Source organism: Pseudomonas sp. TNT2022 ID642, from assembly GCF_028656995.1.
In the GTDB taxonomy this organism is placed as follows: domain Bacteria; phylum Pseudomonadota; class Gammaproteobacteria; order Pseudomonadales; family Pseudomonadaceae; genus Aquipseudomonas.
Genome location: NZ_JAMDGW010000008.1, coordinates 200,169 through 226,158, shown reverse-complemented (window position 1 = coordinate 226,158; position 25,990 = coordinate 200,169). Strand labels below are relative to the sequence as shown.

Here is a 25,990-nt window from a genome sequence, read left to right as displayed (position 1 = left end):
TTTCTCCTTGATTATTGTTGTCGGGCTTCCCTGCCTGTGACTGCAACCGCGCGCCTGAGTGCTATTCCTTCGGCTGGCCGCCACCGGCAGTGATCACTTGCACGCTCATGCGCGGCGTTGCCAGATCGAGTCCGGCTTCGTCGAGGTGGCGTTTGAGCGACAGGTTGAAGGCTCGAGAAACTTCCCATTGTTTGATCGGCGCGGTCTTGAACCGCGCGCGCAGAATCGCGCTGCCGGATTCGAAACTTTCGACGCCCTGTATCTCCAGCGGCGACCAGATGTTGCGCCGTTGCAGTGGATCGGTGCGCATCTTCTGGCCGACTTCGCGCATCAGTTTGATCGCGTCGTCGATTTCCATGTTGTACGGCACCGCCACACGGAAGATCGCGTAGCCGAACTCGCGGGAGTAGTTCTTGATGCTTTTGATTTCGCTGAACGGGATGGTGTGGACGATGCCGTCGATGTCGCGCAGGCGCACGGTGCGGATGGTCAGGCCTTCGACGGTGCCGAGGTGGCCGCCGACATCGACGTAGTCATCAATGGCCAGTGAGTCTTCGATGATGATGAAAAGGCCGGTGATCAAATCCGCAACCAGCGACTGCGCGCCGAAACCGATGGCCAGACCGATCACGCCGGCACCGGCCAGCAGTGGCGTGACGTTCATGCCCATGTTCGCCAGCGCGACGATCAGCGCAATGATGAAGATCGCCACGAACAGCACGTTGCGGATCAGCGGCATCATCGTTTGCGCACGGGCATTCGCCAGACCTTTGCGCGAGCGGGTGAGGGCGTGATGCACGGCGGTGTCGGCGAGGATCCAGATCAGCCAGGAGAAAATCAGTGTGCCGATCAGGCTGAACAGTTTGACGCTGACATCATGCCCTTCGCCCTCGGCGAAACCGATCAGCGACTGGCCCCAGACGCGCAGGCCGAGTTCGATGAAGACCAGCCAGACCACCAGGTGCGCGAGGGTGTAGAAGAAGTTTTTCAGGCGTTCGGAGTACAGCGCGTGGCGTTTCGGCCCGCGTTGCGGTTTCAGTGAGTGGCGGCGCACGAGGCCGTTGATCACCATGCACATCACCAGCAGCACGGTGCAGATCAGCGACTGGCGCAAGGCGGTGCTGGTGTCGCCGGCGGAAACGAACGTGGCGAACAGCGAGATGCCGACCAGCACCAGCGCCGGCACGTACCAGAAGGTGCCGAGGATTTCGATGGTGTCGCTGAGGGCGCGGCGGGTCAGGCGCCGCGACAGCGGCTGGTTGCGGATCAAATGCGCAATCGGTCGGCGGAAACGCAGGATAAACAGACCGGTCGACAGTGCCGCGAGGACATTGGCGATAGTGGCGGCGGTGTGGGCCAGATGCACGCCGAGGCTTTCGATCAGGCGTGGATCGTTCAGCGCCTCACCGAACGCGGCGAAGCTGCCGATCAGCCACAGCGGGCGGAACGCCTGATGACGCAGGATGTACAGCGCGCGATGGCGGTGCGGGCCATCGAGCAGGGAAAACGCGATCACGCAGATCGCCGAAAAACAGGTGCCGACCACCAGCGCATAGGCGAGCACCATCGCCAGGCTTTTACCCAGCGACGACGGCAGCGCGTAGCTCATGTAAACGGTCATCACCAGTGCGATCAGCCACGGCCCGAGCTTGCGCAAAGCGAAGCGCAGCATGTCGAGGGCTTTGGGGTGTTGCGGCAATTCTTCAGTGAGGCCGAAGCGCATGCGCACGCGATGGCCGAGCCAGATCAGCGCGGCGGCGAGCAGGCTCCACACCGCGAGGATCATGGCGAAGCCGAAGATGATCGGCAGCCATTCGTTGGCCGGCAACATCATGCCGCTCAGCTCTTCCTTGGCCAGGTCGAACTCGTTGCCCCAGCGATTGAGCGGGCTGTCGGCGCCGGTAAATTGTTTTTCGAAGTTGGACAGAGTGCCGCCGATCAAGCCGAGCACGCCTTCTTCAGGGCTGGCCTGAGCCTTTTTGGTGGCGTCGCGCAGCTTCTTCAGATCGGTCAGCAACTGTGCGCGTTGCTTGTCGTTTTCCAGCGACTTGATGACTTCGTCGAGGGACTGGCCGAGCGGCTCCTGCGCTTCGGGCTGCGCTTTGTTGGTGTTGAGCAGGCCGGGCAAACCGACCGCGTGGGCGGGGGCCAGCGGCAACAGCGTCATCAGGCAGACGAGGAACAGGCTGGGCAAAGCAAAAAGACGAGCGAACACTAGGCGGTCAACCTCGCAAGGGGCGGATTCGCTGGAGTGTACGAGGCCCACTAATGCATTGCGAGCCGGGCGCGGATTTATTCGTTGAGTTTGGCGAGGATCTTGTACACCACCGTGGCGAGGATCGTGAGCATGCCGATCCACATGGCGAACACGCCGGCGTTCTTGTCACGGAAGTTGAAGCCGATGGCCAGCAGGATCATTCCGCTCAGAATCGGAATGAGCATGGCGTGGAACGAAGACATCGAGATCATGGAGACTGCCTTGTCGAAATGAATGATGTAAGTCTAGGTCGGTTTCTGCCGGCCGGTATTGATCTGAGTAGGAGCTGCCGAAGCTTTTAAGGCAGCTCGCGGCAGGCGTAGAACGCGCTCAGCACTTTGACCAGGTGTGCCAGGTCGTGGCTGCCGCACAGTTCGCGGATCGAGTGCATGGCGAAGGTCGGCAGGCCGATATCGACGGTGCGCACACCGAGGTGGCTGGCGGTGATCGGGCCGATGGTCGAGCCACAGCCCATGTCGCTGCGTACCACGAAGCTTTGCACCGGCACCTCTTCGGCCATGCACAGATGGCGGAAGAAGCCGGCGGTTTCGCTGTTGGTGGCGTAGCGCTGGTTGCTGTTGACCTTGATCACCGGGCCGGCGTTGAGTTTCGGGCCGTGGTTGGCGTCGTGCTTTTCTGCGTAGTTGGGGTGCACGCCGTGGGCGTTGTCGGCCGAGACCAGCAGGGATTTCTGGATGGTGCGGACGAACTCGTCACCTTCCGGCAGCAGACGGCGCAGGGTCTGTTCGAGCATCGGGCCATCGGCACCGCAGGCCGAGCAGGAGCCGACTTCTTCGTGGTCGTTGCACACCAGCACGCAGGTTTCGTCGGTTTCAGCGGTGAGCAAGGCTTGCAGGCCGGCGTAGCACGACAGCAGGTTATCGAGGCGCGCGCCAGCGATGAAGTCGCCATTGAGGCCGATGACCGCAGCACTTTGCGTGTCGTAGAAACTCAGCTCGTAATCGAGCACGACGTCGGCGTTCAAGCCATGTTCGCGGGCCAGTTGATCGGTGAGCACGGCACGGAAGTCGACGCGCTCGTCACCGGCGAATTGCGCGAGGATCGGCGGTAGTTCGGTCTGCGCGTTGATCGCCCAGCCTTGATTGGCTTCACGGTTGAGGTGAATGGCCAGGTTCGGAATGATGGCGATCGGCGCTTTGAAGTCGATCAACTGGCTTTCGACCTTGCCGTCGCGGCGGAAGGTCACGCGGCCGGCCAGCGACAGATCGCGGTCGAACCACGGTGCCAGCAGCGCGCCGCCGTAGACTTCAACGCCCAGTTGCCAGAAGCCCTGGCGCTGCAGCTCCGGTTGCGGCTTGACCCGCAGGCAAGGGCTGTCGGTGTGCGCGCCGACCAGGCGGATGCCGCCGTGCAGTGGCGAAGTGCGGCCCATTTTGATCGCGACAATCGAGGAGTCGTTGCGGGTGACGTAATAGCGGCCGTTCGGCTCGGTGGTCCATGGTTCGCGCTCGTCGAGGCGCACGAAACCGGCGGCCTCCAGACGCTGCACCAGACTGGCAGTGGCGTGGAACGGGGTAGGGGAGGCCTTGAGAAAGTCGATCAGGCCTTGGTTCAACTCTTCGCGCATAAGAAACTCCAGACAGCAATGGGCGGGAGTTTAACGCATCGGCCGGGGAATTGAATCTGCACCGGATCCGTGTAGGAGCTGCCGAAGGCTCGGGCCGCGATCGGACGATCTTTTGATCTCGCTTTTGATTTACGAAACACCAGATCAAAAGATCGCAGCCTTCGGCAGCTCCTACAGGGGTTCAGTGTGGTCGGTCAGAACGGTGCAGGGCACTCGAAGCGCAGGCGTTCGCCGCTTTGCGGATGGGTGAAGCTGAGCATGCTCGCGTGCAGGCACAGACGTGGCCAGGCGGCCAGAGCCTGCTCGTGGGCGTAGAGCCCGTCACCCAGCAGCGGATGCCCGATCGACAGCATGTGCACGCGCAACTGGTGCGAACGGCCGGTGATCGGTGTCAGCTCGACGCGGCACCAGTCACCGCAACGTTCCAGCACACGCCAGAAGGTCAGCGCATGCTTGCCGAATTCATGGTCGACCACGTGGCGCGGTTTGGTCGGCGGGTCGTAACGCAGCGGCAAATCGATGCTGCCACTGTCGAGTTCCGGCTGACCCCAGGCCAACGCGGTGTAGGCCTTTTCAGTTTCGCGGTCGTGAAACTGGCGCGACAGTTCGCGATGCGTATCGGCATCACGCGCCAGCAAAATGATGCCGGAGGTTTCCCAGTCCAGGCGATGGACGATGCGCGCTTCCGGGTAGCCGTTTTCCTGCAAACGGGTAATCAGGCAATCCTTGTTGTCGTCAGCGCGACCGGGCACCGAGAGCAGTAACGTCGGTTTGTTCACCACCAGTACGGCGGCGTCCTGATGGATGATGCGGATGTTGGACAGCGGCATTAAAACAGCCTCGTAACAAATGCCAACGGCGGCTCGGAACTGCTGATAACCCTGTAGGAGCTGCCGAAGGCTGCGATCTTTTGACTTTGAAGATCAAAAGATCGCAGCCTTCGGCAGCTCCTACACAAGCATCAATAGTCCGAGCCGCCGTAGCGACTGCCAAATCGACTCAGCGATCGGGCAGGGTGATGTTGAGTTCCAGAATCGAGCAACTGCCCTGGCTTTCCAGTGCAACATGTACGTCGTCATTGCCGATGTTGACGTACTTGCGGATCACGTCGACCAGTTCCTTCTGCAAGGCTGGCAAGTAATCCGGCGTGCTGCGCTGGCCGCGCTCATGCGCCACGATGATCTGTAGACGCTCTTTCGCTACCGAGGCGGTACTTGGCTTTTTGTTGGCACGAAAGAAGTCAAAAAGGTTCATTACCTACCTCCAAACAGGCGCTCGAAGAATCCCTTCTTCTCGACATCGAGGAAACGGTGGGCTTTTTCTTTGCCCAACAGGCGGTCGACGGTATCGCTGTAAGCCTGACCGGCATCGCTCTGGTCGTCGAGAATCACCGGGACGCCCTGGTTGGATGCCTTGAGCACCGCCTGGGATTCCGGGATCACGCCGAGCAGGGTTACCGAGAGGATCTCCTTGACGTCTTCAACGCCCAGCATCTCGCCCTTTTCAACACGCTCTGGATGGTAGCGGGTGATCAGCAGGTGTTCTTTGATCGGGTCTTCGCCACGTTCGGCGCGACGCGATTTGCTCGCCAACAGGCCGAGCATGCGGTCCGAATCTCGTACCGAGGACACTTCCGGGTTGGTCACGACGATCGCTTCGTCAGCGAAGTACATGGCCAGGTGAGCACCTTTTTCGATGCCGGCCGGGGAGTCGCAGACGACGAACTCGAATTGTTCCTTGAGCTCCATCAGGACTTTTTCCACGCCTTCGACAGTCAGCGCGTCTTTGTCGCGGGTCTGACTGGCGGCCAGTACGTAGAGGTTTTCCAGGCGCTTGTCTTTGATCAGGGCCTGTTGCAGGTTGGCTTCGCCGTTGACCACGTTGACGAAGTCGTACACCACGCGGCGCTCGCAACCCATGATCAGGTCAAGGTTACGCAAGCCCACGTCGAAGTCGACGATCACTGTTTTGTGGCCGCGCAGAGCGAGGCCGGTACCGATAGCGGCGCTGGTGGTGGTCTTACCCACACCACCCTTGCCGGATGTAACCACGAGAATCTTGGCCAAGGTGTTTCACCCCTAAGGAAGAAGGACTTTTTAGCCCCTGAAAAACATCTCTTGAAAACTACTGCAGTCGGACAGCCTTGGCTGGAATTCGGCGTTGAGCCTTTTTCCTACTTCGTTTGAGCCGTTTTCGCTACGTTTTAGAGATGCTTGGAAAATGCGGCAGTATCCGTTAAAGCCGAATGATGTTCAACACGTCGCCCGACAGGCTGACCTGTACGCCCGAGCCCCACATAGGGTCGCGGCGCAAATCTTCGGAGACCTTGTAATGACCGGCGATGGAGATCAGTTCAGCGCTCAATTGCTGACAGAAAATCCGTGCCTTGGTATCACCCTTCACGCCGGCCAGCGCCCGACCACGCATCGGGCCGTATACATGGATGTTGCCATCGGCGAGAAGTTCCGCCCCCGGGCTGACCGAGGACACCACGACCAGATCGCCACCCTGGGCATATATCTGTTGGCCACCACGTACTGGCGTGGTGATGACACGGGTCGGTTTGACGGTGGGTTCCGGCGGTTTTTCCGGTTTCTTTTTGACTTCGGCTTCCGGCGTTTCCAGCGGCCGCTCACGGGCACCGGACGGCGGCAGCACCGGAATGTCGATGGCGATGGCGGCGGCGATGTCTTCGATGCGGCTGGCGCGAATCGCCAGGGTGCGCAGGCCATGTTGGCGGCAGACGCGCATCAGGCCCGGCAGATCGACGGCACCTTCGCTCGGCGGCAGTTTGTCCAGCGCCAGAACCAGCGGCGCGTTGCTGAAGAAGTTCGGCGCCTGGGCGACTTTGGCGGCCAATTGCCGATCGAGGCTTTCGAGGTCGTTACGGGCCAGTTCCAGCACAGTAATGGCCAGCATGCTGCCCTTGAGCTGGAATACGGGATCTTGGTCTAACGGTTCGGTTTGGCTCATGTCGGCATACAACGGCTTGTCACTAAAAGTGCCGAGACTTATAACGAGAACGCCCGCAGGCCGCAAGCCGGGTCGAACGATGTAGAATGCGCGGCCACTGTATTTACGGAAGCTTTAATGGATCGCCCGCGTTTTCGAAAAGCATTTTTATCGCCGCGCTTCTGGCCGCTCTGGTGCGGTCTGGGGCTTTTATGGCTGATCGTGCAGTTGCCGTATCCGGCGTTGCTGACCATCGGTCGAGTTTTGGGCGCCTTGATGTATCGCGTGGCCGGCGACCGGCGGCGCATCGCCAAGCGCAATCTTGAGCTGTGCTTCCCGGAAAAATCCGCCGCCGAGCGCAAACGTCTGCTCAAGGAGAACTTCGCCTCCACCGGCATCGCTTTCTTTGAAATGGCCATGAGCTGGTGGTGGTCGCGTGAACGTCTGGCCAAGCTGGCCCACGTCGAAGGCCTGGAGCATTTGCAAAAGGCCCAGCGCGAAGGCAAAGGCGTGATCCTGATGGCCGCGCATTTCACCACGCTGGAAATCGGCGCAGCGTTGCTTGGTCAGCAGCACACCATCGACGGTATGTACCGCGAGCACAAGAATCCGTTGTTTGACTATGTTCAGCGTCAGGGTCGCGAGCGGCACAACCTCGACTCGCTGGCGGTGGAGCGTGACGACGTGCGTGGCATGCTCAAGCTACTGCGTTCCGGTCGCGCGATCTGGTACGCACCGGATCAGGACTACGGCGCCAAACAAAGCATCTTCGTGCCGCTGTTCGGCATCCAGGCCGCGACCGTGACGGCGACGACGAAATTCGCCCGTCTCGGCAAGGCGTTGGTCGTGCCGTTCACTCAGGAACGTCTGGCCGATGGCAGCGGTTATCGCTTGGTGATTCATCCGCCGCTGGAAGACTTCCCCGGCGAAACCGAAGAGGCCGACTGCATCCGCATCAACCAGTGGGTCGAGAGCGCCTTGCGCGCCTGCCCCGAGCAGTATCTATGGGCGCATCGACGCTTCAAGAGCCGTCCACCGGGCGAGCCGAAGCTGTACGCCAAACGCCGCTGAACCAATCACTGACAAGCACCATGGAGTGTTGCGATGAGCCCAGCTGAACCGGTCACAGGTTTGATTCTTTCCGGCGGCGGGGCTCGGGCGGCGTATCAGGTGGGGGTACTGGCGGCGATTGCCGAATTGCTGCCGTTGGGCGCGGACAATCCGTTCCCGGTGATCGTCGGCACCTCGGCCGGGGCGATCAACGCCGTCAGCCTGGCCAGTGGTGCCACGGATTTTCGCGCCGCCATCGAACGTCTCACCTTGTTCTGGCAGGGCTTTCGCAGCCATCGCGTGCTGCGCAGTGACTGGCCCGGGGTTATCCGTCAGGCCAGCCGCTTTGTCAGCCACAGCCTGCTCGGCCTCGGTCGACAACTGCCGGTGGCGCTGCTCAACAGTTCGCCGCTGCGCGAACTGCTCAATGAAAAACTGCACATGCCCGGCATCGCCGAATCGATCGCGCGCAAGCAATTGCATGCCGTGGCGGTGACTGCGTTCGGCTATGAGTCGGGGCAAGCGGTGACGTTCTATCAGGGCGGCGGCAAGATCGATTCATGGCTGCGCCATCGGCGCATTGGCGTGCCGACGCAACTGTCGGTGGATCACCTGCTGGCCAGTTCGGCGATTCCGTTGTTGTTCGCGCCGGTGAAAATCGGTGACGAATACTTTGGTGATGGTGCCGTGCGGCAGTCGGCGCCGATCAGTCCGGCATTGCACTTGGGCGCGAGCCGGGTGCTGGTGGTCGGTGTCAGCGGCAACCCACGCGGGTTTGATCCGCAGCAGCCGCTGGAGCGCGCCTACACCGGCCAGCAGCCGACGCTGGCGCAGATTGGCGGGCACATGCTCAACAGCACGTTCATTGACAGCCTCGAGAGCGACATCGAGTTGCTGCAGCGTCTCAACCAGTTCAGCCACTTGATGCCCGCCGGCACGCCGACGCGCGAGTTGGGTGTGGCACCGGTGGAGGTGTTGGTGATTTCGCCGAGTCAGCCGATCGATGAGATCGCGGCGCGGCATCGCCAGGAGTTGCCGGCGGCGTTGCGTTTGTTTCTGCGTGGGCCGGGAGCGACCAAGACGAGTGGGGCAGGGGTGTTGAGTTATCTGCTGTTCGAGGCGGGGTATTGCAGCGAGTTGATTGATCTGGGGCGGCGCGATGCGTTGGCCAAGCGCGAGGAGCTGTGCCGGTTTTTGGGATTGCCATTTTAAAGCAAAAAATCGCAGCCTTCGGCAGCTCCTACATTGGAATGCGCTATCCCTGTAGGAGCTGGCGAAGCCTGCGATCTTTTGATTTTTATCAGAAGTGGAACTTCACCAGGAAGCTCGTGGTGCTCTGATTGGTCTTGAACGCACCGGTGTCGTCGATGCCGTACTTGTCTTTCCAGTAGTCGTATTCCACACCGACATACAACTGCTTCTCGCCAAAACTCAACGCCTTGCCCAGGTCGTATTTGACCTGTGGGTTGAAGTGCAGGTTGGCGTGGTAATCGCCTTTGGAGTTGGAATCGTTGTCGGTGACCCAGTCCATGTAGCCATCGATCAGGATGTCCGACTTGCCGACCGGGATGGTGTAGGACCAGACCGGGGTGATCTGCCAGACGTTGTCACCGGCACGCGAGCCTTCGGTGTGACGCTGGTAGAAGTTCAGTTGGAAGTAATCGAAACCCGGGATGGCCAGGTCGAAGCCAGGACCGATCAGGTAGGACTCGGTGTCACCCTCACCGAACTCGTAGGTCATCGCCAGCAGGACGTCTTTGATCGGGCCGAACTCGATCTTCTGGTCGAGCACCTTGCCCAGCGAGATGCGCGGGCTGAACTCACCGTAGTAGGTGTTCGGACCGTTGCTGAAGTCCTTGCCACCGTTGTAGAAGATCTTGTCGAAGAAGAAGAAGTTGTCGCCGTACGTCCACGCATCGGCGTGTTCGAAGGTGACGGTCTGCTGGATGCGCGGGTTGACCTGGAAGTCCTTGCCATACAGGTAGGTCAGGCTGTTGTTCTGCCACTGCAGCAGACCCTCGGCCATGGCCTGGCCGCCGGCCAGCATCGATCCCGCGAGCATCAGGCTGGTGCACATACGTTTCATTCGGTTGCTCCCAAAGTAGGTGTTCCACGTTTATTTTTTTAAGATCGGCGCTCTGGTGTGGCGCCTTTTTTCGTTGCTGCAAAAGTCATCCGATCGGTCAGCTTCGTTGCTGTTAGCAAGAGCCGAGCCAAGGCTTTCGAAAAGCAAAAAAACACCCGCTCGGCTGCTGAAAAACAGTCGATTGAGTGTGTTTTCGGGATGCCTCGGTACTGACCGGGGCCGGGATAAGTTGGCTTTTCGGTCAGGAATTAAATCCGGGCTTTTTTTTAGACCGAATTCAAGAGGCCGCGGAGAATACTGACTCAACGGCCAGGTCTCAAGTGCCCCGCAACAGAGCACCGACGACAGGTATGGGGCACGGTTGCGGGCCATCTTAAAAGTGCACCTTCACCAGCAGGCTGGCGGTGTTCTGGTTGGTGTCGAAGTTGTGGGTGTTTTCGACGCCGTATTTATTTTTCCAATAACTGTATTCGGTGCCGACATACAGTTGCTTGTGGCTCCAGCCCAAGGCTTTGCCCAAGTCATATTTGATCTGCGGATTGATGTGCAGGTTGGCGTGGTAGGTGCCGCGTGAGTTCTCATCGTTGTCGACCACCCAATCGAGGTAGCCGTCGATCAGCACATCGGAATTGCCCAGGGGAAAGCTGTAGGACCAGCCCGGCGTGATCTGCCAGACGCCGTCGCCGGGGCGTGGGCCTTCGGTCTGGCGGCGGAAGATGTTCAGGGTGACGTAGTTGAAGCCGGGCACCTTGAGGTCGAAACCGGGGCCGATCAGATAGGCCTCGCTGTCGCCTTCGCCGTACTCGTAAGTCATCGCCAGCAAGACGTCTTTGATCGGGCCGAACTCGAGCTTCTGGTCGAAGATCTTGCCGAATGAGAAGCGCGGGGTGAATTCACCGTAGAAGGCGTGCGGGCCTTTGTTCGCGTCTTCCTTGCCGTTGTAGAAGATCTTGTCGACGAACAGGAAGTTGTCGCCGTATTTCCACTTGTCGGCGTGCTCGAAGGTCAGCGTCTGCTGGATCGACGGGTTGATCGCGAAATTCTTGCCGTACAGATAGCTCAGGCTGTTGGTCTGCCACAGCAGTAAATCGCCGGCCATGGCCTGACTCGCGGCCAGCAGGCCGCCACTCAACAACATGTTGGTTTGCGTGCGAATCATCTGTTGCTCCCTCTTGTTTTTATTGTTTGAGGCGCAGAGCTGTTTGCCCTTGTAGGAGTGAGCCTGCTCGCGATAGCGGAATGAAATTCAACACATCTGTTGACTGAAAAAACGCTATCGCGAGCAGGCTCACTCCTACAGGGGGATATCGGTGTTGCTTTAGTGCTGGTGTGCGTGGCAGTCGTTGATCGCTGCGCGCTCTTTACCGCCGAGAATGTTGAACAGCAGGTTCAGCGTCAGCGCGCTGAGCGTGGCCATGGCGATACCGCTGTGGGTAATCGGGCTCATCCACATCGGCAGATGCGCGAAGAACTCCGGACGCACCACCGGGATCAGGCCCATGCCGATGCTCACCGCCACCAGCAATTGGTTGCGACGGTCACCGATGTCGGCTTCCTGGAGAATCTTGATGCCGGTCGCGGCAACCATGCCGAACATCGCAATCGCCGCGCCACCGAGTACCGCTGGCGGAATCGACGCCACCAGAAACGCCGCTTTCGGCAGCAGGCTCAGGACGATCAGCAAGCCACCGGCAACGATGGTCACCGAGCGGCAACGTACACCGGTCATCTGCACCAAACCGATGTTCTGCGCGAAAGAGGAGTGGGTAAACGTGTTGAAGAAACCAGCGACAAACGAGGCGCCGGCATCACACAGCAAGCCGCGACGCAGCATGCGCGGGCAGACTTCCTGGCCGGTGATTTTGCCCAGCGCGAGGAACATCCCGGTGGATTCTACGAAGATGATCACGACTACCAGACACATCGACAGGATCGGTGCGAGTTCGAATTTCGGCATGCCGAAATGCAGCGGAGTGACGAACTGAACCCATGGCGCGTTGGCCATGCCGCTCAGGTCGACCATGCCGATCGCGCCGCACAGCAGGTAGCCGAAGCACATGCCGATCAACACGGAAATATTGACCCAGAAACCGCGCATAAAGCGGTGAATCAACAGAATGGTGCCCAACACCAGAGCGGCGATGGCCAGATAAATCGGTGAGCCGAATTGCGCAGCGGCAGCGCCGCCACCGGCCCAATTCACGGCCACGGGGAACAGCGACAAACCGATCGAGGTGATGACCGTGCCGGTCACCAGCGGCGGGAAAAAACGCACGACCTTGGACATGAACGGCGCGATGATCATGCCGAAGAAACCGGCGGCGATCGTTGCACCGAAGATGCCTTGCAGACCGATACCGGGCATGCCGGCCATGGCGACCATGCTGCCGACCGCAGCGAAACTGGCGCCCATCATCACCGGCATGCGGATGCCCATCGGGCCGATGCCCATGGACTGGACGATGGTGGCGATGCCGGCGACCAGCAGGTCGGCGTTGATCAGGAAGGCAATCTCTTCACGACTCAGGCCAGCGGCCTGTCCAATGATCAGCGGCACCGCGATGGCACCACCGTACATCAGCAGAACATGTTGCAAACCGACCAGGATCAGTTGCAAAAGGGGCAATCGCTGAATGGCGGGTGCGTCGGGGATGCGCGCTTTGGACAGCTCGGACATGCAACACCTCGGATCTTTTTATTCTTGTGATTAACAGCTGCCGGGTTGCTCACAGCTGTTTATTTGCATCAGGCGGACCGCATTGCGGCCAATCGCTGGCAAGCCAGCTCCCACACAGGCAGTGCAAAACCCTGTGGGAGCTGGCTTGCCAGCGATGCTTTTACTGCTTAGTTGGTCTGTGCTCCCTGGGCGATCCATGCACCGATCAGGTCACGTTCCTGCTGGGTCATCTGAGTGATGTTGCCCAGTGGCATGATCTGCGTGGTGATGGCTTGCGCCTGGATGCGTGCCGCGTTCTGACGGATCTGCTCTGGGGTGTCGAACATCACACCGGCAGGCGCCGCACTGAACAGCGGGCTGGTTGGTTTGGCCGAATGGCAAACCGCGCAACGCTCTTGAATCACGGTGTGCACCTTGTCGAAGCCAGGACCGGCATTCGACGCCTGCGCCGGTGCTGCTGGAGCTTCTGCGGGGGCAGCAGGTGCCGCCGCTTCAGCCGGTTTCAAACCACCGCCCAGTGCCGTTTCCGGCAACGGTTGATACTCGATTTTCGCTGGCGCCTTGGCCACTTCCGGCGCGGTCGACATCGGCATCGGGCCGGTGACGTACGCCAGACTGATCATGCCCACCGCCGCAACCGGCAGGGTCCAGGCAAACTTGTGGCTGTCATGACGGGTGTTGAAGTAGTGACGCACCAACACCGCCAACACCGCGATCCCGGCGAGGATCAACCAGTTGTACTGGCTGCCATAAGTGCTTGGGAAGTGGTTGCTGATCATGATGAACAGCACCGGCAGGGTGAAGTAGTTGTTATGACGCGAACGCAGCAAGCCTTTGGCTGGCAGCGCCGGATCCGGCGTGCGGTTTTCGGCAATCGCCGCGACCAGTGCGCGTTGCGCCGGCATGATGATGCGGAACACGTTACCGACCATGATCGTGCCGATGATCGCGCCGACGTGCAGGTACGCACCACGACCGCTGAACACTTTGCTGAAGCCATACGCCGCGCCGATGATCAGCACGAACAGAATGAAACCGAGCAGAGCAGGGCGTTTGCCCAAGGCCGAGTCGCACAGGAAGGAGTAGATGAACCAGCCGATAAACAGCGAGCCGATGCCGATCGCCACGCCTTCAGGGCCGCTCAGGGTGCTGCCCGGAGCCAGCAGGTAGAGCGTTGGATTGGAGTAGAACACCACGCACAGCAGCGCGATCCCCGACATCCAGGTGAAGTAGGCTTCCCATTTGAACCAGTGCAGGTTCTCCGGCATCGCCGGCGGGGCCAGTTTGTATTTTTCGAGGTGATAGATACCGCCACCGTGGATCGCCCACAGGTCACCGGCCAGGCCGGTTTTCGGGTTGACGCGGTTGAGGTTGTTCTCCAGCCAGACGAAGTAGAACGACGCGCCGATCCAGGCCACGCCAGTAATCATGTGAACCCAGCGCACGCTCAGGTTCAGCCATTCCAACAGATGTGCTTCCACAGTCTTTACCTCTCGCCTGTCACTCTTGTTGTCGAGTGATCAGACCTTCTCTTATTGGTGGGGGGCGAGGATCAAACGCTCATCCTCTTTGAAAAAATGCTCATCGCAGTTATTGCCTGTGCCACTGCGATCAACCACCAGGAAGTCATCCCGCTTTTCGATCGTCAGCACCGGATGGTGCCAAACGCCGCGATGGTAATTAATGCCCTGCCTGCCGTTGGTGACGAAGGCGCGGACCAAGCCTGATACAGGTTCATCGCCAACTGGCGCGACCACGATCAGAAAGGGGTTGCCGAGCAGCGGAATGAAAGCCTGGCTGCCCAGCGGATGGCGTTCCAGCATGCAAACGGTCAGCGGCATGTCCTGCGCGTCGGCGCGGAATATGCTGATGATCGCGTTGTCCTCAGGCTGAGCGGTTTCGACCGTCGCCAGTTTGTGGAAGCGCATGGTCGAACCGTTGTTGATCATGAAGTGATCGCTGCCGTCGGTTTCGATCACGTCACCGAAAGGGGCGAAGGCTTCTTTGCTCAGCGGTTCAATCGTTAGTGTGCGCATGCTGTTCTTCTTATCCGAATTCGTTGTCTGTTCACTGCATTTCCCTGTAGGAGCTGGCGAAGCCTGCGATCTTTTGACTTTGTTTTTAAGATCAAAAGATCGCAGCCTGCGGCAGCTCCTACAGGCTCAGCATTACTTCGCGACCTTGCCGAGAACGCGCAGGCGGCTCACACCACCGTCCGGGAACACGTTCAGGCGGATGTGGGTGATCGGGCCCAGCGCCTTGATCTGCTCGACGAAGGTGTGTTCGGCGTGCATTTCCAGCTTCTGGCTCGGCAGCAGTTCACGCCAGAACAGCGACTGGGTTTCGATCTGGCTGTCAGTACCGCCCTTGACGAACGCGCCCTGGATCGAGCAGGTGTCTGGGTAGTTACCTTTGAAGTGCAGGGTGTCGACGACGATCTTCTCGATCTCGCCAGGATGACCCAGCGCGACGATCACCCAGTCATTGCCCGGCGTGCGACGACGTGCAGTTTCCCAGCCGTCGCCCATGTTGATGCCACGGCCCGGGTTGAGGATGTTGCTCATGCGGCCGAAGTGTTCGTCGGAGCAGGCGAGGGCGCGGCCACCATTCAGGGCTGCTGCCAGATCGACTTGCTCGTTATCGCCAACCGCCGACCAGTCGCGGAACGGAATGCCGTACACGCGCAGACGGGCTACACCGCCGTCCGGGTAGATGTTGAAGCGCAGGTGGCTGAACGCTTGGTCGTTGCTGATTTCGTGGTAGTGGTGGCTGTTGCCCTGCAGCTCGACGGCCGACAGCACTTCAGTCCACTGGGTGTTTTCATCAGGCTCGCCCGAGGCCAGGAAGCACGCTTCCAGAGAGGCCGATGGCGGGAAGTTGCCGGTGAAGAATGAAGTGTCGATGTCCACGCCTTTGATCGAGCCCGGTACGCCCAGACGAATCACAGCGCTGTCGAAGCCTTCGAAGCGCTTGCGGCGCGATTCCCAGCCGTCCATCCACTTGCCGTTGTCATCGAACACGCCCTCCTTCCATACGGCCGGGGTCGGTTGGAACAGACGATTGGCGTCTGCGAACCAGTCATCGGTGACCGAGATGATTTTGGTGCCCAGACGGGCATCGGCCAGGTTGACGAATTTTTCGAAAGGTACGGCGTAAGCTTTCATTCTTCTTGTCTGCCTTTAAATAAGTGGCTGGGGATGCTTGCAAGACCCTGGGTGCTCTCCGCGTCTGATGCACTCGGGTCAGGCTTCGCTAAAGAGTCAGTAAACGGAACAGGGCGATCTTGTTGATCTCCGCCAGCGCGCATTTGAACTCGGTATCTTCCGAGTTGTGAATACGCGTTTCGAACGCCGCGAGGATCTGATGCCGGTTGCTGCCTTTTACCGCCATGATGAAGGGAAACTTGAACTTGGCTTTGTAGGCGTCGTTCAGCTCGGTGAAGCGCTGGAACTCTTCGGCCGTGCATTGGTGAATACCGGCGCCAGCCTGTTCATTGGTGCTGGCTTCGGTCAGTTGGCCCTGGACGGCGGCTTTGCCGGCCAGGTCCGGGTGAGCGTTGATCAGTGCCAGTTGACTGGCGTGATCGGCGCTCAACAGGATGTCGCTCATGCGCTGGTGCAGGGTTTCGATCTCGTCGATCGATGTGTCCGCGCCCAGGTCGTAGGCCTTCTCGGCCACCCATGGCGAATGTTCGTAGATGTCGGCGAAGGCTTTGACGAAAGCGTCGCGGCTCAGGCTCGACGGTTGCAGGGTTTGAAAGCGGCTCATTGGGCGGCCCCTTGGTACGGCTGGGTTTCGTGCCAGTGACGCGCGATGTCGACGCGACGGCTGAACCAAACCTGTTCATGACTTTTAGCGTATTCGATAAAGCGTTTGAGCGAAGCGATGCGACCCGGACGGCCGATCAGGCGGCAGTGCAGGCCGATCGAGAGCATTTTCGGTGCGTCAGCGCCTTCGGCGTAAAGCACGTCAAACGCGTCTTTGAGGTATTCGAAGAAATCGTCACCCTTGTTGAAACCTTGCACTTGGGTGAAGCGCATGTCGTTGGTGTCGAGGGTGTACGGGATCACCAGATGCGGCTTGCCGGTCGGGTTGTTCGGTTCCCAGTAGGGCAGGTCATCGTCGTAGGTGTCGCAGTCGTAGAGGAAACCACCTTCTTCCATGACCAGACGACGAGTGTTCGGGCCTGTGCGGCCGGTGTACCAGCCCAGTGGGCGCTCACCGGTGATTTCGGTGAGGACGCGGATCGCTTCGAGCATGTGCTCGCGTTCCTGCGCTTCGTCCATGTACTGATAGTCGATCCAGCGGTAGCCGTGGCTGCAGATTTCGTGGCCGGCATCGACCATCGCACGGATCACGTCCGGATGGCGCTGGGCGGCCATGGCGACGGCGAAGATGGTCAACGGAATGTCGAATTCCTTGAACAGTTTCAGGATCCGCCAGACGCCGGCACGGCTGCCATACTCGTAAAGCGATTCCATGCTCATGTTGCGCGCGCCTTGCAGCGGCTGAGCGGCAACCATTTCAGACAGGAAGGCTTCGGATTCTTTGTCGCCGTGCAGAATATTGCGCTCGCCGCCTTCTTCGTAATTCAGCACGAACGACAGGGCGATGCGGGCATTACCCGGCCAGTGTGGGTGAGGAGGGTTACTGCCGTAACCGATCAGGTCGCGAGGGTAGTCAGCGCTCACTGCAGTCTTCCTTCTTGTTCGTTGACAGATTGGTGTGGCGGCCTGGCAGGCTGGCGTCACAGCGATGGGCTGATTGTATACAACTTTATTCGCAATTTGTAAGCCTGAATTTTCGCATTTTTCACCGACTGTCATCTTTTGCTGCTATTGGCGTAAGCCTGCAAGAAACCTGCCTGACCAGTCAGCTAATGGATAGGAGGTTCAATGAATAGGCGTGTTGCTGGCAGAACTCGAGGAAACCCCCGAATGGCGGGGGTGGTGTGAAAAATGTCGTTTTTATTGTGTACAATTTTTTTGAAAAGTGTCTTAATCAATCGCTCGCCGCAGCTTTTCGTGCTCCGAATCGGTGCGGTCTCCTTTTCAACTGACTTCGGGAGGCGCGAAGTCTGACTGCTCCACGCAGGCAGGCGCGCAGAATCAATGGGACGTTTGACAACACACGTTTTGGACGCTGCACACGGTTGCCCGGGCAGTTCGATCAAGGTCGAGCTGTACCGCGTTGAAGGTTCGCAACTGGAATTGGTCGCCAGTGCGGTCACCAACAGCGATGGCCGGGTCGATGCGCCGCTGCTGCAAGGCGATGATTATCGTACCGGGGTTTATCAGGTTCAGTTCCACGCGGGCGATTACTACCGCGCCCGTGGCGTTCAGTTGCCGGAACCGGCATTTCTGGACGTGGTTGTGCTGCGCTTCGGCATCTCTGCCGAGCAGGATCACTACCACGTGCCATTGCTGATTTCGCCTTACAGCTATTCCACATACCGGGGCAGCTGACCCCCAAGCAGCTGCCCCCACCGGGAAGCGACTGCGCATATAGCTTCTTTGGTCTTTCGCCCGCTCACACTGCGGGCTTTTTTTATTCCTGCGTTTTGTGAAGATCTGCTCGCGTGCGCTCCAGAGAACTCTGGAGCGCGTTGCTGTGTTTCCGGGTAATCGTTGATTGCCAGGTCATTCAGCTGTGTCGAATGACGATCAGGTTGTGTTCTTGCGTTGGCACAGGCGCGTTGATGCCCAGCAAAAAAATGATCCTGTTCGTATGCAAATGCTCCACCAGGTCGTCTTTGACATGGGCAACCATGTTGTCGAGCAAGATTCTTTTTTGGAGCCAGATAATTGGATTAGAGAGAAAAACAGTGTTGTTCTGAATTTTGTCCATGAACATGATGAAAACATGGTCAACACCTGTTCGCTTGATCACTAAGGCATCCCCCAGGCTGGCGCCAAATTCATGGGTAATGGAGTAACCGTGTGCGGCAAGAAGATCTTTGAAAAGTGTCCGCGTAGTTCGGCCGCCCCTTCGAAGTTGCGAACCGGAGAGCAGTCCCGGATTGATTTCGATTGTTCGCAGATCTTCAGCGGACGGTCGCGGCATACGCTTGTAGCCATGTACGTCGGTCGCAAGCGGCGATAGGAGCATCAGCGGGTCGCTCAAGTCTTGCCGAACGACCCTGTTATCGCCCACGAACATAGAACGATTTTCCCAGAACTTGAACGTATCGAACAATGCACTGATCCCGGACCCGCTTATTTGATCTGAATGACTGGCCCGATTGAACATCTCCCGTGCCGCTTTGCTTGCAGTAGGGCCGGAAAGGTAGGGGAACTGATCACTGACATATTGAGTCAGGCTTTTTTCAAATGGCCGACTCTCGACAATATTCCAGGTATCACTGCCTTGCCCTGTCCTGTCCACTACCTTTACCGCCACCCTGGGTTGAAGCTCAGGCGTAGTCAGAAGCAACTGTTCGAAAGCATCGAAACGAGTAGCAGAAAACGATGGAGGCTTGATGAAGACGAAGGCGTCAACGGCTCGGGTCGGCTGGTCAAGTATCGCAAAGTGCCTGCCGCCGATTTCGATGGAGTCGCCGGCTGGCGGTTTCGTCGTGGTTCCCCAGCCTTTCCATAGTTCACTGATGCCCATGAGCACGAAGGGATCGAGAGGATCACTGTCCTCTGGCAGTCGAGGGCGTTTATTTGGGCTCGGGCCGGGCGTCTCTGACGGGTTGAGGCTACGAGAACTGCCTGGTTGTGGAGCTTGTTGTGTATCTGTAGAAGTCTGCAGTTTACGGCGCCAGAAAAATTGCCCCGGAGTCCGTTCTAACGTTACATCCGGCACATTGGTCGTGGTTGATGAAGCCTGTTTGTATTCACCTTGTTCATTCCTGCGAATCTGGACGGTTCCTCCTTCTATGTCGACATAGGTAGTTCCGCGCAGCCCTTTGCGGATGCCGTCTGGGGACGCGTACTTGTCCGGGAGATAGGACGCCAGTTTCGGGTCTACGAAAATCAGTTTGGCAGACTGTTGGTGCGCTGGCAGGTCGCGCCGCCTGAAATGAGCCTCGAACCACTGTGCATCGACTTGCCAACGTGGCTGGCCGTCGATTTTTTTCACAATCGGAGGTGTCACGCCTGGCGCTGCGGGCCAGGGAATCTGGTAGTCACCGGCGGTACTGAGTTCAACCCGGTAATGACTGCCGTCTTTCATATGCGCGTAAGTCCGACCGTCCGGGGCCACGAATAGTCCGTCGACGGATCCGTGTGGCTTTAGCAGATGGGCTTGTAATACCGGCAGTGATATCTCGGCCAGTCTGGCATTGGCTTCGTTGATCACCGGGTCCGTAATGTGACTAACCACAACATGTGGGGCGCCGGTAGTTGGGGGGCCAGACGCATGGGGAATGGAAGTGTCGGGCAGTCGATTCGTACCTGGTGCAAGAATGTTGGAGCTGCCAGGAATGGCTCCGCTGCCATTGCCAGCGTTAGACCTGTTGGTAGTTGAGGTATCGGGCGACGCAGGGCGAACCGTGGTCTTTGTGGGTTTGATCATTGAAATGTCTCTGAGCGATTCATGGTTTATTACTGACTGTCCTGCTTGATCATCGGTCTTTGAAAATGAACAGCGTTGTCTGCCCCAGAACATCTGTCTGGGTTCCACCAAGCAGGTAGCTGATTTTTTTATCTCTGCTGTAAGCCGACAGTGGCGTTGGTTCACGGCTGGCTGTGTGCACGACGACCTCGCTGCGTTGAAAACGCTCAGGCTGAAATCGTTGCAGGCGTCCGTCGATAAGAGGCGGCAGTTTCAGCACAAATACGTGATCGATTTTCTCCCTGTAAAAGAGCAATTCGTTCTCGGCAAACGTGCTCTTCGACTGGTTGACCACGTAACCGTCATCTTCCAGAAGCTGGCTGAACAGCCTGCGCAAGTTGGGAGCCGTTGGCGCTGCGGCGTATTCGTTCCAGTGTCGAGAGAAACGTCCGGGATCAAAATCCAGTCGCATCAAGCCTTCACCCAGCGAGGACGGAATCGGCAGGGTTTCTTCAGTTCCGGAAAGTGGGCGCAACATTAAAAGCGGATCAGAAAGTTCTCGACGCGGCGCTCTTCGCTGATCCCTGTTAGCCCAGTAACGAAACACCTGGTTCATCAACGCCAAACCGGGAGCAATGATGATTTCGGATCGGTTCGCCTGATTGAACATGGCTCTGGCGAGTGAGTTGACCGATTGATCCGACAGATATTTGAAGGTTGTGGATATGTACTGAGTAATCGGCATCTCAAAGGGCACAACACTGTCCAGTACCGTCCATTGGTTGTTTCTTTTGACCGCCCATTTCGGCTGCATCGACGGGTTATCCCGCAGCATGTATTCGAAGGCGTCATACAAGGCGGGTGAAAACAGCGGATGTTGCAGATAAACCAGTTGCGGGTTGGCACTCAAGTCCTGTTGCATCACCCGGTAATACTGCCCGTCTATCTCGATATGCTGGCCTAGCTGTGGGCGGACACTGTGCCCCCAGTTTCGCCATAACCCGAAACTCAGATTGATCGCGTCGGGGTTGGCGGACAGCAAACTCTCGGTCAGCGCGTGGGTGGCGTCTGTCCCTTCTCCATGATGCGGTCGCTTGCTTGGGCCGGCCATGAGCTCTGGCATATCGGCCGAGGCTTTGCGTTTTTCCTGTAGCAAACGCTCCGGTTCAGAACCGGTTTGTCCGGTTTTGCGGCGCCACAGGCGTGTCCCGGGAATCTGTTCGAACAATAATGCGGATGCATCGCGCACGTTCGCCGAAGATTGCTGATACTGACCGTTGGCGTTTTTACGCACCATGACGGTTCCTTCAGCGGTATCGATATAGGTTTTGCGGTGCTTGTCGTAGCGGATTCCGTCTGGCGTCTGCCGGGAGGGGGAGAGCAGGGCCGCTGCATCGGGTGCCAGGTAAATCGGGGGTTCCGCAGGAAGATCCTCGGTGACTATATTTCGCCGATCACTTTCCGAGCTGTGCGCCAGCCAATTGGGCCGTTCGAACGTCCAGACGGACTGGCGTTCGGTCTTGATCAGAAAGGTGCCTGGCAAGTGCGGGGTGAAATCGAAGGGAATTCGATAGCGGCCATCGTGCTGCATCTCGACCAGCAGATGTCCTTCGTTTTCAACATTGGCGTACAACTTGCCCCCCGGACTGGTGAACAGGCCTCTGTCGGGATCGAGCCGCTGGAGCAGGTGTACTTGATCGGCAGGCCAGGTAATTGATCGCAGCGCTGACTCAACTTGCGGTGAGTGGAACTCAGCCATTTTGTTGACCTGCACTGACGGTTGATGCGATGGGGCGTCCGGCAGGCCAGCGGAGAATGGTGTGGTTGCCTGGATTTCAACCGGTTGTCGGGGGGATGTACTTGCAATGTTTGGGCGAATATCGGGCGCAGTGACCCCGGCCACACGCTTCGGTGGTTTGACCATTGATTTGATCTCGCTGTATGAAACAAGAGGTTTTATTGCGGCTTGTCCACAGAAACTTGCGGACGCGTTGCAGAAATGCCGGGTTGTGTATTCAACCTTCTCTGACAATGAACAGGGTCGAGTTATCAGGGGAAAACTGTTCTTTGCCCCCCACTAGATAAACCACTTCGTAATGATTCAAATGCTCGGCCAGCGCCTGTCTTTCCACTTGGCTGAGTCTGCTCTGGAAGTCCGGATTGGCAAGTTCGGAGCCGACGACGGTGTAACGAGGAATGGGCGTCTGCGTAACCGGGGTCAACCTCAGTACGAAAATGGCGGCGACGCCTTCCCGGTGAAAAATCATCACGTCTTCGCCACTCGGGTGCGGGTGCCTGTTCGGGTTGATGCTGTAACCGCTCAGACCAAGAATCCTTTCGAACAAGTCGCGTGAACTCGAGGCACTTGGCATCGAATCCTGTTGGCGGGCGTCGAAGTCCAGACGCTGCAAACGGTTCGACGTAAGCGCCGGCAACGTGAGCAGCCCTCCGGCATATTGGTCATGGTGCCGTGCGGGCAATCTGGGCAGCATCATCAAGGGGTCGGAAAGACTGTGCTGTGCCATCGTCTCGTTGACTCCGTCTGCCCAATGGCGAAACGTCAGAGTCATCGCTGAAAGTCCGGCGGCATCAATCCCTTCAGGCGTGGACACGCGATTAAATACGGCTCTGGCGAGGTTATTTACCGAATGTTCGGACAGATATCTCAGGGCGGTGGATACATATTGCGTTGGCGACATTTCGAACGGCGCGTGGTTGTCCAGAACCCTCCACTGGCCATTGCGTTTCAGCGCCCATTTCGGCTGCAACGAGGATTCATGGCGCAGCATGTTTTCAAACTCGTTGAAACCTTCGGGTTTAAACCTCGGGTGTTGCAGATAAACCAGCTCGGTGTCGGCGTGTAAAACCTGTTTTACCAGTGGATAGTGCAATCCCTCTATCTCTATGGACTCACTCGTTTCCGGTTTTGTGGCTTTGCCCCAGTTTTTCCACTGCGCTACGGACAAGTCCAATGCGGCTGCTTGATGGGCTGACAGACGCTCGACCAGCACGTTTGTAGTCGATGCGACGTCGACTTCCTGGGCTCGCTGCGAGCGATTGCTCGGACCGGGTATGGCGTCGGTCGTTTCAGTGGACACTGGATCGGTTGCGGCTTGATGGCGGTGGCGCGGTTCGTCGATTTCACGCCACCGCTTGGTGCCCGGAATCCGTTCAACCCATTTACCCGTTGGAGTCGCCTCCCCGGCATGTGTCTGTCGCCAGCCGTGCGCAGTGTTTCCCACCATGATCATGCCGTCGTCCATTTCGACATACGCTTTATTGTGCTTGTCGTATCGAAACCCCTCTACCGTGTCTGGCTGTAACTTCAGTTGGCTCGCCAACTCGGCGTTGATAAACCCCGAGTGTTGCGCTTGCTCTCTTGTGGAGGTACTTGCGACAGCGGCTTGCCGGCTTTCCCTGAAGTGCAGGGACACCCAGCCGGCGGCACGTGATTGACCCGAACCCTCAGGATAGTGGTGGATGGTGATTGTCGGGCGCGGGGAAGTGACAGGCGGTAAGGGGTGAACGGTGACCGTGCGGGGTGCGGCTATTGCTGGTAAAGCGCTTGAAGACGCGCCGGCTGCGGCAGGCAGATTGACGGCATCAGGAGCAGGATGAGTGATTTCGCCGGTAGTTGGTCCGAGAGGATTGCCCGAGTGTTCGATGGGTGTCCCGGACGAATCGGGCGAAAGCGTGCGGGGAGCTTTCCTGGGGGGCTTTGCCATTGAATGACTCCTTGAGATTGTTGATCCAGTCGTTTGCATAGAGGTGAAGGAGCCATTGTCGGGAAAACAACTTCCGGGCGTGCGGTACATATGTATTGCCTTGTCAGCATTTGTCGCACGATGTTGCGTAATCCAGCGGATGTGTAAAAACTCTCATGGCCGCGTCGCCGGCGAGAGTTTTTACACCGACCTTCAGCGCTCTCTGAGGATGAACACGGATTCGGGATTCGACTGGACCTTCAATACGCCACCGATCAGCCATACCACTTTGTTTTGTGCAGTGGCGGTTGTCAGGGCTTGCAACGCGTCGGCGCCAATTCTGGCCGGCAAGTCCGGGTCTGCCAGCTCATTGCCTGGGGTATGGGACAGGCCGATATATTCCACCGCACCCAGTTTCAGAAAGTAGACCTGGTCATGGGGTTCACGCCGCAGTACCAGGGTTGGCTTACGGTGTTCATATGTCAGGGGAAAGACGTCGTAACCGCTTCGAACCAACAAGGCGCCAAGCAGGCGCCTGAGGTTCAGATCTGTCGGGTAGGTTTTGTAGTGGTTCCACTCGATAGGGAAGTATTTGGGATCGAACGTCAGCCGTTCCAGTTCGCTGTCGACCTGGGAGGGCATCCGGATAAGTTTTTTTCCCTCGAAATCGGTGGATGGCGCCACCGCCAGCATGTTCAGCGGGTCGGCATAAGCCGGTGCGGAGGGAAAGGGGGTCTGCTTCCACTGATGCAGGACGGCTTGAATATTGATCAGTCCGGTGCCGGTAATCACTGGCGAGTTGCCCGCGAGTTCGAAAAGCTTCCTGGCGACGGCATATGCAGTGGGATCAGAAAAGTCGGGAAACGCTCTGGCAACCGACTGCGATATCGGTTCAGAGAAAAAACGTTTACCGGGGTTGATTTCGCCCGGGTCGTTACCTACGCGAAACGTTGCAACTGGCTGCAACGAGGGCGCCGTATAGAGCATATGTTCGAACGCGTCGAAGTCTGCTGGCGCAAAGTCGGGATGCTGCACAAAGTAGACTTTAGGTGCGGGGTTGGAGCCGACGGGCACAATGGGATAATGAAACCAGCCAAGTTGAACGGACTCCACCAGCGGTGGTTTGTTCAGATGGCCCCACGGTAACCAGAAAAACGGTGTTTGCTCGGCCGCGGCGCTTGTGTCGGTGACGGGCGCTGACACTGGATCCTCGGGGGTGTCGGTCCGTGGGCGTTTGCTTGGGCCAGGTTGCGATTCGTCCACTTCGCCACTCTGCCGAGAGCCGCCCTCGGCAGGACCCTCGCTGGTTGGTGAGTCCGGACCCTTTCGGCGCCAGAGTACCGTTCCGGGAATCTGTTCATAAAATACCTCAGGCGAGTTTCTGCTCGTCACCGAGGTAAGTTGATACTCACCTTGTTGGTTTTTCCGGACCATGACCGTGCCCTTTGCCGTATCGACGAAGGTATGTTTGAACTTGTTGTAACGGATGCCACCCGTTGATAGCTCTGCTCTGGTCAGCGTTGTTGCGTCCTCGGGAGAAAGGTAAGAGATGGTTTGTGGCGTGGCAGGCGTACTGGGCCGAGACTCTGTCGATTGCCAGCCGGGGCGCTGAATGTGCCAACTGGCCTCGCCTTCAATCCTGGTCAGCACCGGTCCGGGAACACCCGGCGCAAAGGTCAATGGAACGTAATAGTTGCCCTGTAAATCCCGTTCGACGGCGAATCGGCCTTCGCTGCCGATTTGTGCGTATGTCCTCTGATCCGGTCCGGTGAACAAACCGGTGTTTTCTCCGCTCGGTGTCAGCTCGTGCAATCGGTCCTGAGGCCAGGCGATTGCGCTGCGGGCGGTCCTGTACTCGTTGACGATGACGGCGGGCGACCAACTGGTGGAGGTGCCGGGAGGCGGCGATCCCGGGGACGAATCGACGCTCGACAGTAGGGTGTCAGGTCGGTTTGCGGTAACACGGCTACCCGAGTCAGACTGCACAGCTCTTGTTGTAGCAGTCGTATCGGCGGGTGCTGTCACCGGAGCTTTCTTGGGTGGTTTGGGCATGTGAAATTACTCGTTGAAGGGGGGGGCGCGGACCGCACGGAAGTGCCTCGCCGCATTTTTCAGGCGCACTCGTCTACATCCCGGAACATCCAGGTTGGGAAACGATGGCGAAGTTCGATTACTTCAA

General features: G+C 58.4%; 22 protein-coding genes. 3 read left to right on the top strand and 19 right to left on the bottom strand.

Annotation, left to right across the window (positions count from 1 at the left end):
• Positions 1 to 61 precede the first annotated feature (61 nt).
• From M5G26_RS10740 to minC, 7 genes are all read right to left on the bottom strand, one after another.
• The gene (locus M5G26_RS10740; protein WP_137219053.1) at positions 62 to 2,215 is read right to left on the bottom strand and encodes a mechanosensitive ion channel family protein; all 2,154 of its coding nucleotides are present in this window, start codon (positions 2,213 to 2,215) and stop codon (positions 62 to 64) included.
• A gap of 77 nt (positions 2,216 to 2,292) precedes the next feature.
• Complete coding sequence (locus M5G26_RS10735) at positions 2,293 to 2,469, bottom strand: hypothetical protein (RefSeq protein ID WP_163004785.1); 177 nt, start codon at positions 2,467 to 2,469, stop codon at positions 2,293 to 2,295.
• A gap of 86 nt (positions 2,470 to 2,555) precedes the next feature.
• The gene (locus M5G26_RS10730) at positions 2,556 to 3,845 is read right to left on the bottom strand and encodes a M18 family aminopeptidase (protein WP_007919200.1); all 1,290 of its coding nucleotides are present in this window, start codon (positions 3,843 to 3,845) and stop codon (positions 2,556 to 2,558) included.
• A 194-nt stretch (positions 3,846 to 4,039) separates the two neighbouring features.
• Positions 4,040 to 4,675, bottom strand: coding sequence for an RluA family pseudouridine synthase (locus M5G26_RS10725; protein ID WP_273915284.1), 636 nt, complete (start codon positions 4,673 to 4,675; stop codon positions 4,040 to 4,042).
• A gap of 169 nt (positions 4,676 to 4,844) precedes the next feature.
• The gene (gene minE / locus M5G26_RS10720) at positions 4,845 to 5,099 is read right to left on the bottom strand and encodes a cell division topological specificity factor MinE (protein ID WP_003223146.1); all 255 of its coding nucleotides are present in this window, start codon (positions 5,097 to 5,099) and stop codon (positions 4,845 to 4,847) included.
• Positions 5,099 to 5,911 (bottom strand): septum site-determining protein MinD, encoded by an 813-nt coding sequence (gene minD / locus M5G26_RS10715; protein ID WP_007913953.1) that lies wholly within the window; start codon positions 5,909 to 5,911, stop codon positions 5,099 to 5,101. The genes minE and minD overlap by 1 nt, the downstream gene beginning before the upstream one ends.
• A gap of 169 nt (positions 5,912 to 6,080) precedes the next feature.
• The gene (minC, locus tag M5G26_RS10710; RefSeq protein WP_026000431.1) at positions 6,081 to 6,818 is read right to left on the bottom strand and encodes a septum site-determining protein MinC; all 738 of its coding nucleotides are present in this window, start codon (positions 6,816 to 6,818) and stop codon (positions 6,081 to 6,083) included.
• 117 nt (positions 6,819 to 6,935) lie between these two features.
• Here minC and M5G26_RS10705 point away from each other — a divergent pair, with 117 nt between their 5' ends.
• Positions 6,936 to 7,868 (top strand): lipid A biosynthesis lauroyl acyltransferase, encoded by a 933-nt coding sequence (locus M5G26_RS10705; RefSeq protein ID WP_007913957.1) that lies wholly within the window; start codon positions 6,936 to 6,938, stop codon positions 7,866 to 7,868.
• A 33-nt stretch (positions 7,869 to 7,901) separates the two neighbouring features.
• Positions 7,902 to 9,059 carry a patatin-like phospholipase family protein gene (locus tag M5G26_RS10700; protein ID WP_007913959.1) on the top strand — a complete coding sequence of 386 codons (1,158 nt, stop codon included), beginning with the start codon at positions 7,902 to 7,904 and terminating at the stop codon, positions 9,057 to 9,059.
• A gap of 88 nt (positions 9,060 to 9,147) precedes the next feature.
• Here M5G26_RS10700 and M5G26_RS10695 read toward each other — a convergent pair whose 3' ends face one another.
• From M5G26_RS10695 to puuE, 8 genes are all read right to left on the bottom strand, one after another.
• Entirely contained in the window at positions 9,148 to 9,933 is a 786-nt protein-coding gene (locus M5G26_RS10695) for an outer membrane protein OmpK (protein ID WP_134175088.1), read from the bottom strand.
• 373 nt (positions 9,934 to 10,306) lie between these two features.
• Positions 10,307 to 11,092: an outer membrane protein OmpK gene (locus M5G26_RS10690; protein WP_095114337.1), complete on the bottom strand. Its 786-nt coding sequence runs from the start codon at positions 11,090 to 11,092 to the stop codon at positions 10,307 to 10,309.
• A gap of 159 nt (positions 11,093 to 11,251) precedes the next feature.
• Positions 11,252 to 12,610, bottom strand: a complete 1,359-nt coding sequence (locus M5G26_RS10685; RefSeq protein ID WP_095119998.1) for a nucleobase:cation symporter-2 family protein — start codon at positions 12,608 to 12,610, stop codon at positions 11,252 to 11,254.
• A 167-nt stretch (positions 12,611 to 12,777) separates the two neighbouring features.
• Entirely contained in the window at positions 12,778 to 14,091 is a 1,314-nt protein-coding gene (locus M5G26_RS10680; RefSeq protein WP_134175084.1) for a urate hydroxylase PuuD, read from the bottom strand.
• Positions 14,092 to 14,142: 51 nt separating this feature from the next.
• Positions 14,143 to 14,646, bottom strand: a complete 504-nt coding sequence (locus tag M5G26_RS10675) for an ureidoglycolate lyase (protein WP_034151759.1) — start codon at positions 14,644 to 14,646, stop codon at positions 14,143 to 14,145.
• A gap of 132 nt (positions 14,647 to 14,778) precedes the next feature.
• The gene (alc, locus tag M5G26_RS10670; RefSeq protein WP_007913974.1) at positions 14,779 to 15,774 is read right to left on the bottom strand and encodes an allantoicase; all 996 of its coding nucleotides are present in this window, start codon (positions 15,772 to 15,774) and stop codon (positions 14,779 to 14,781) included.
• An 88-nt stretch (positions 15,775 to 15,862) separates the two neighbouring features.
• On the bottom strand, positions 15,863 to 16,378 hold the full coding sequence (uraD, locus tag M5G26_RS10665) for a 2-oxo-4-hydroxy-4-carboxy-5-ureidoimidazoline decarboxylase (RefSeq protein WP_150694774.1): 516 nt from the start codon (positions 16,376 to 16,378) through the stop codon (positions 15,863 to 15,865).
• Positions 16,375 to 17,301 carry an allantoinase PuuE gene (gene puuE / locus M5G26_RS10660; RefSeq protein ID WP_273915281.1) on the bottom strand — a complete coding sequence of 309 codons (927 nt, stop codon included), beginning with the start codon at positions 17,299 to 17,301 and terminating at the stop codon, positions 16,375 to 16,377. Before puuE ends, uraD begins: the two co-directional genes overlap by 4 nt.
• 420 nt (positions 17,302 to 17,721) lie before the next feature.
• Between puuE and uraH the strand changes: the two genes are divergently transcribed.
• Positions 17,722 to 18,075, top strand: a complete 354-nt coding sequence (uraH, locus tag M5G26_RS10655) for a hydroxyisourate hydrolase (RefSeq protein WP_008080901.1) — start codon at positions 17,722 to 17,724, stop codon at positions 18,073 to 18,075.
• Positions 18,076 to 18,253: 178 nt separating this feature from the next.
• On the opposite strand, the gene M5G26_RS10650 is transcribed toward uraH, so the two are convergent.
• From M5G26_RS10650 to M5G26_RS10635, 4 genes are all read right to left on the bottom strand, one after another.
• On the bottom strand, positions 18,254 to 20,128 hold the full coding sequence (locus tag M5G26_RS10650) for a hypothetical protein (protein ID WP_273915280.1): 1,875 nt from the start codon (positions 20,126 to 20,128) through the stop codon (positions 18,254 to 18,256).
• 49 nt (positions 20,129 to 20,177) lie between these two features.
• A complete protein-coding gene (locus M5G26_RS10645; RefSeq protein WP_273915279.1) occupies positions 20,178 to 22,031 on the bottom strand; it encodes a hypothetical protein in 1,854 nt (617 codons plus the stop codon).
• A 91-nt stretch (positions 22,032 to 22,122) separates the two neighbouring features.
• On the bottom strand, positions 22,123 to 23,832 hold the full coding sequence (locus tag M5G26_RS10640) for a hypothetical protein (protein ID WP_150694778.1): 1,710 nt from the start codon (positions 23,830 to 23,832) through the stop codon (positions 22,123 to 22,125).
• A gap of 192 nt (positions 23,833 to 24,024) precedes the next feature.
• Positions 24,025 to 25,863, bottom strand: coding sequence for a hypothetical protein (locus tag M5G26_RS10635; RefSeq protein ID WP_273915278.1), 1,839 nt, complete (start codon positions 25,861 to 25,863; stop codon positions 24,025 to 24,027).
• Positions 25,864 to 25,990 lie beyond the last annotated feature (127 nt).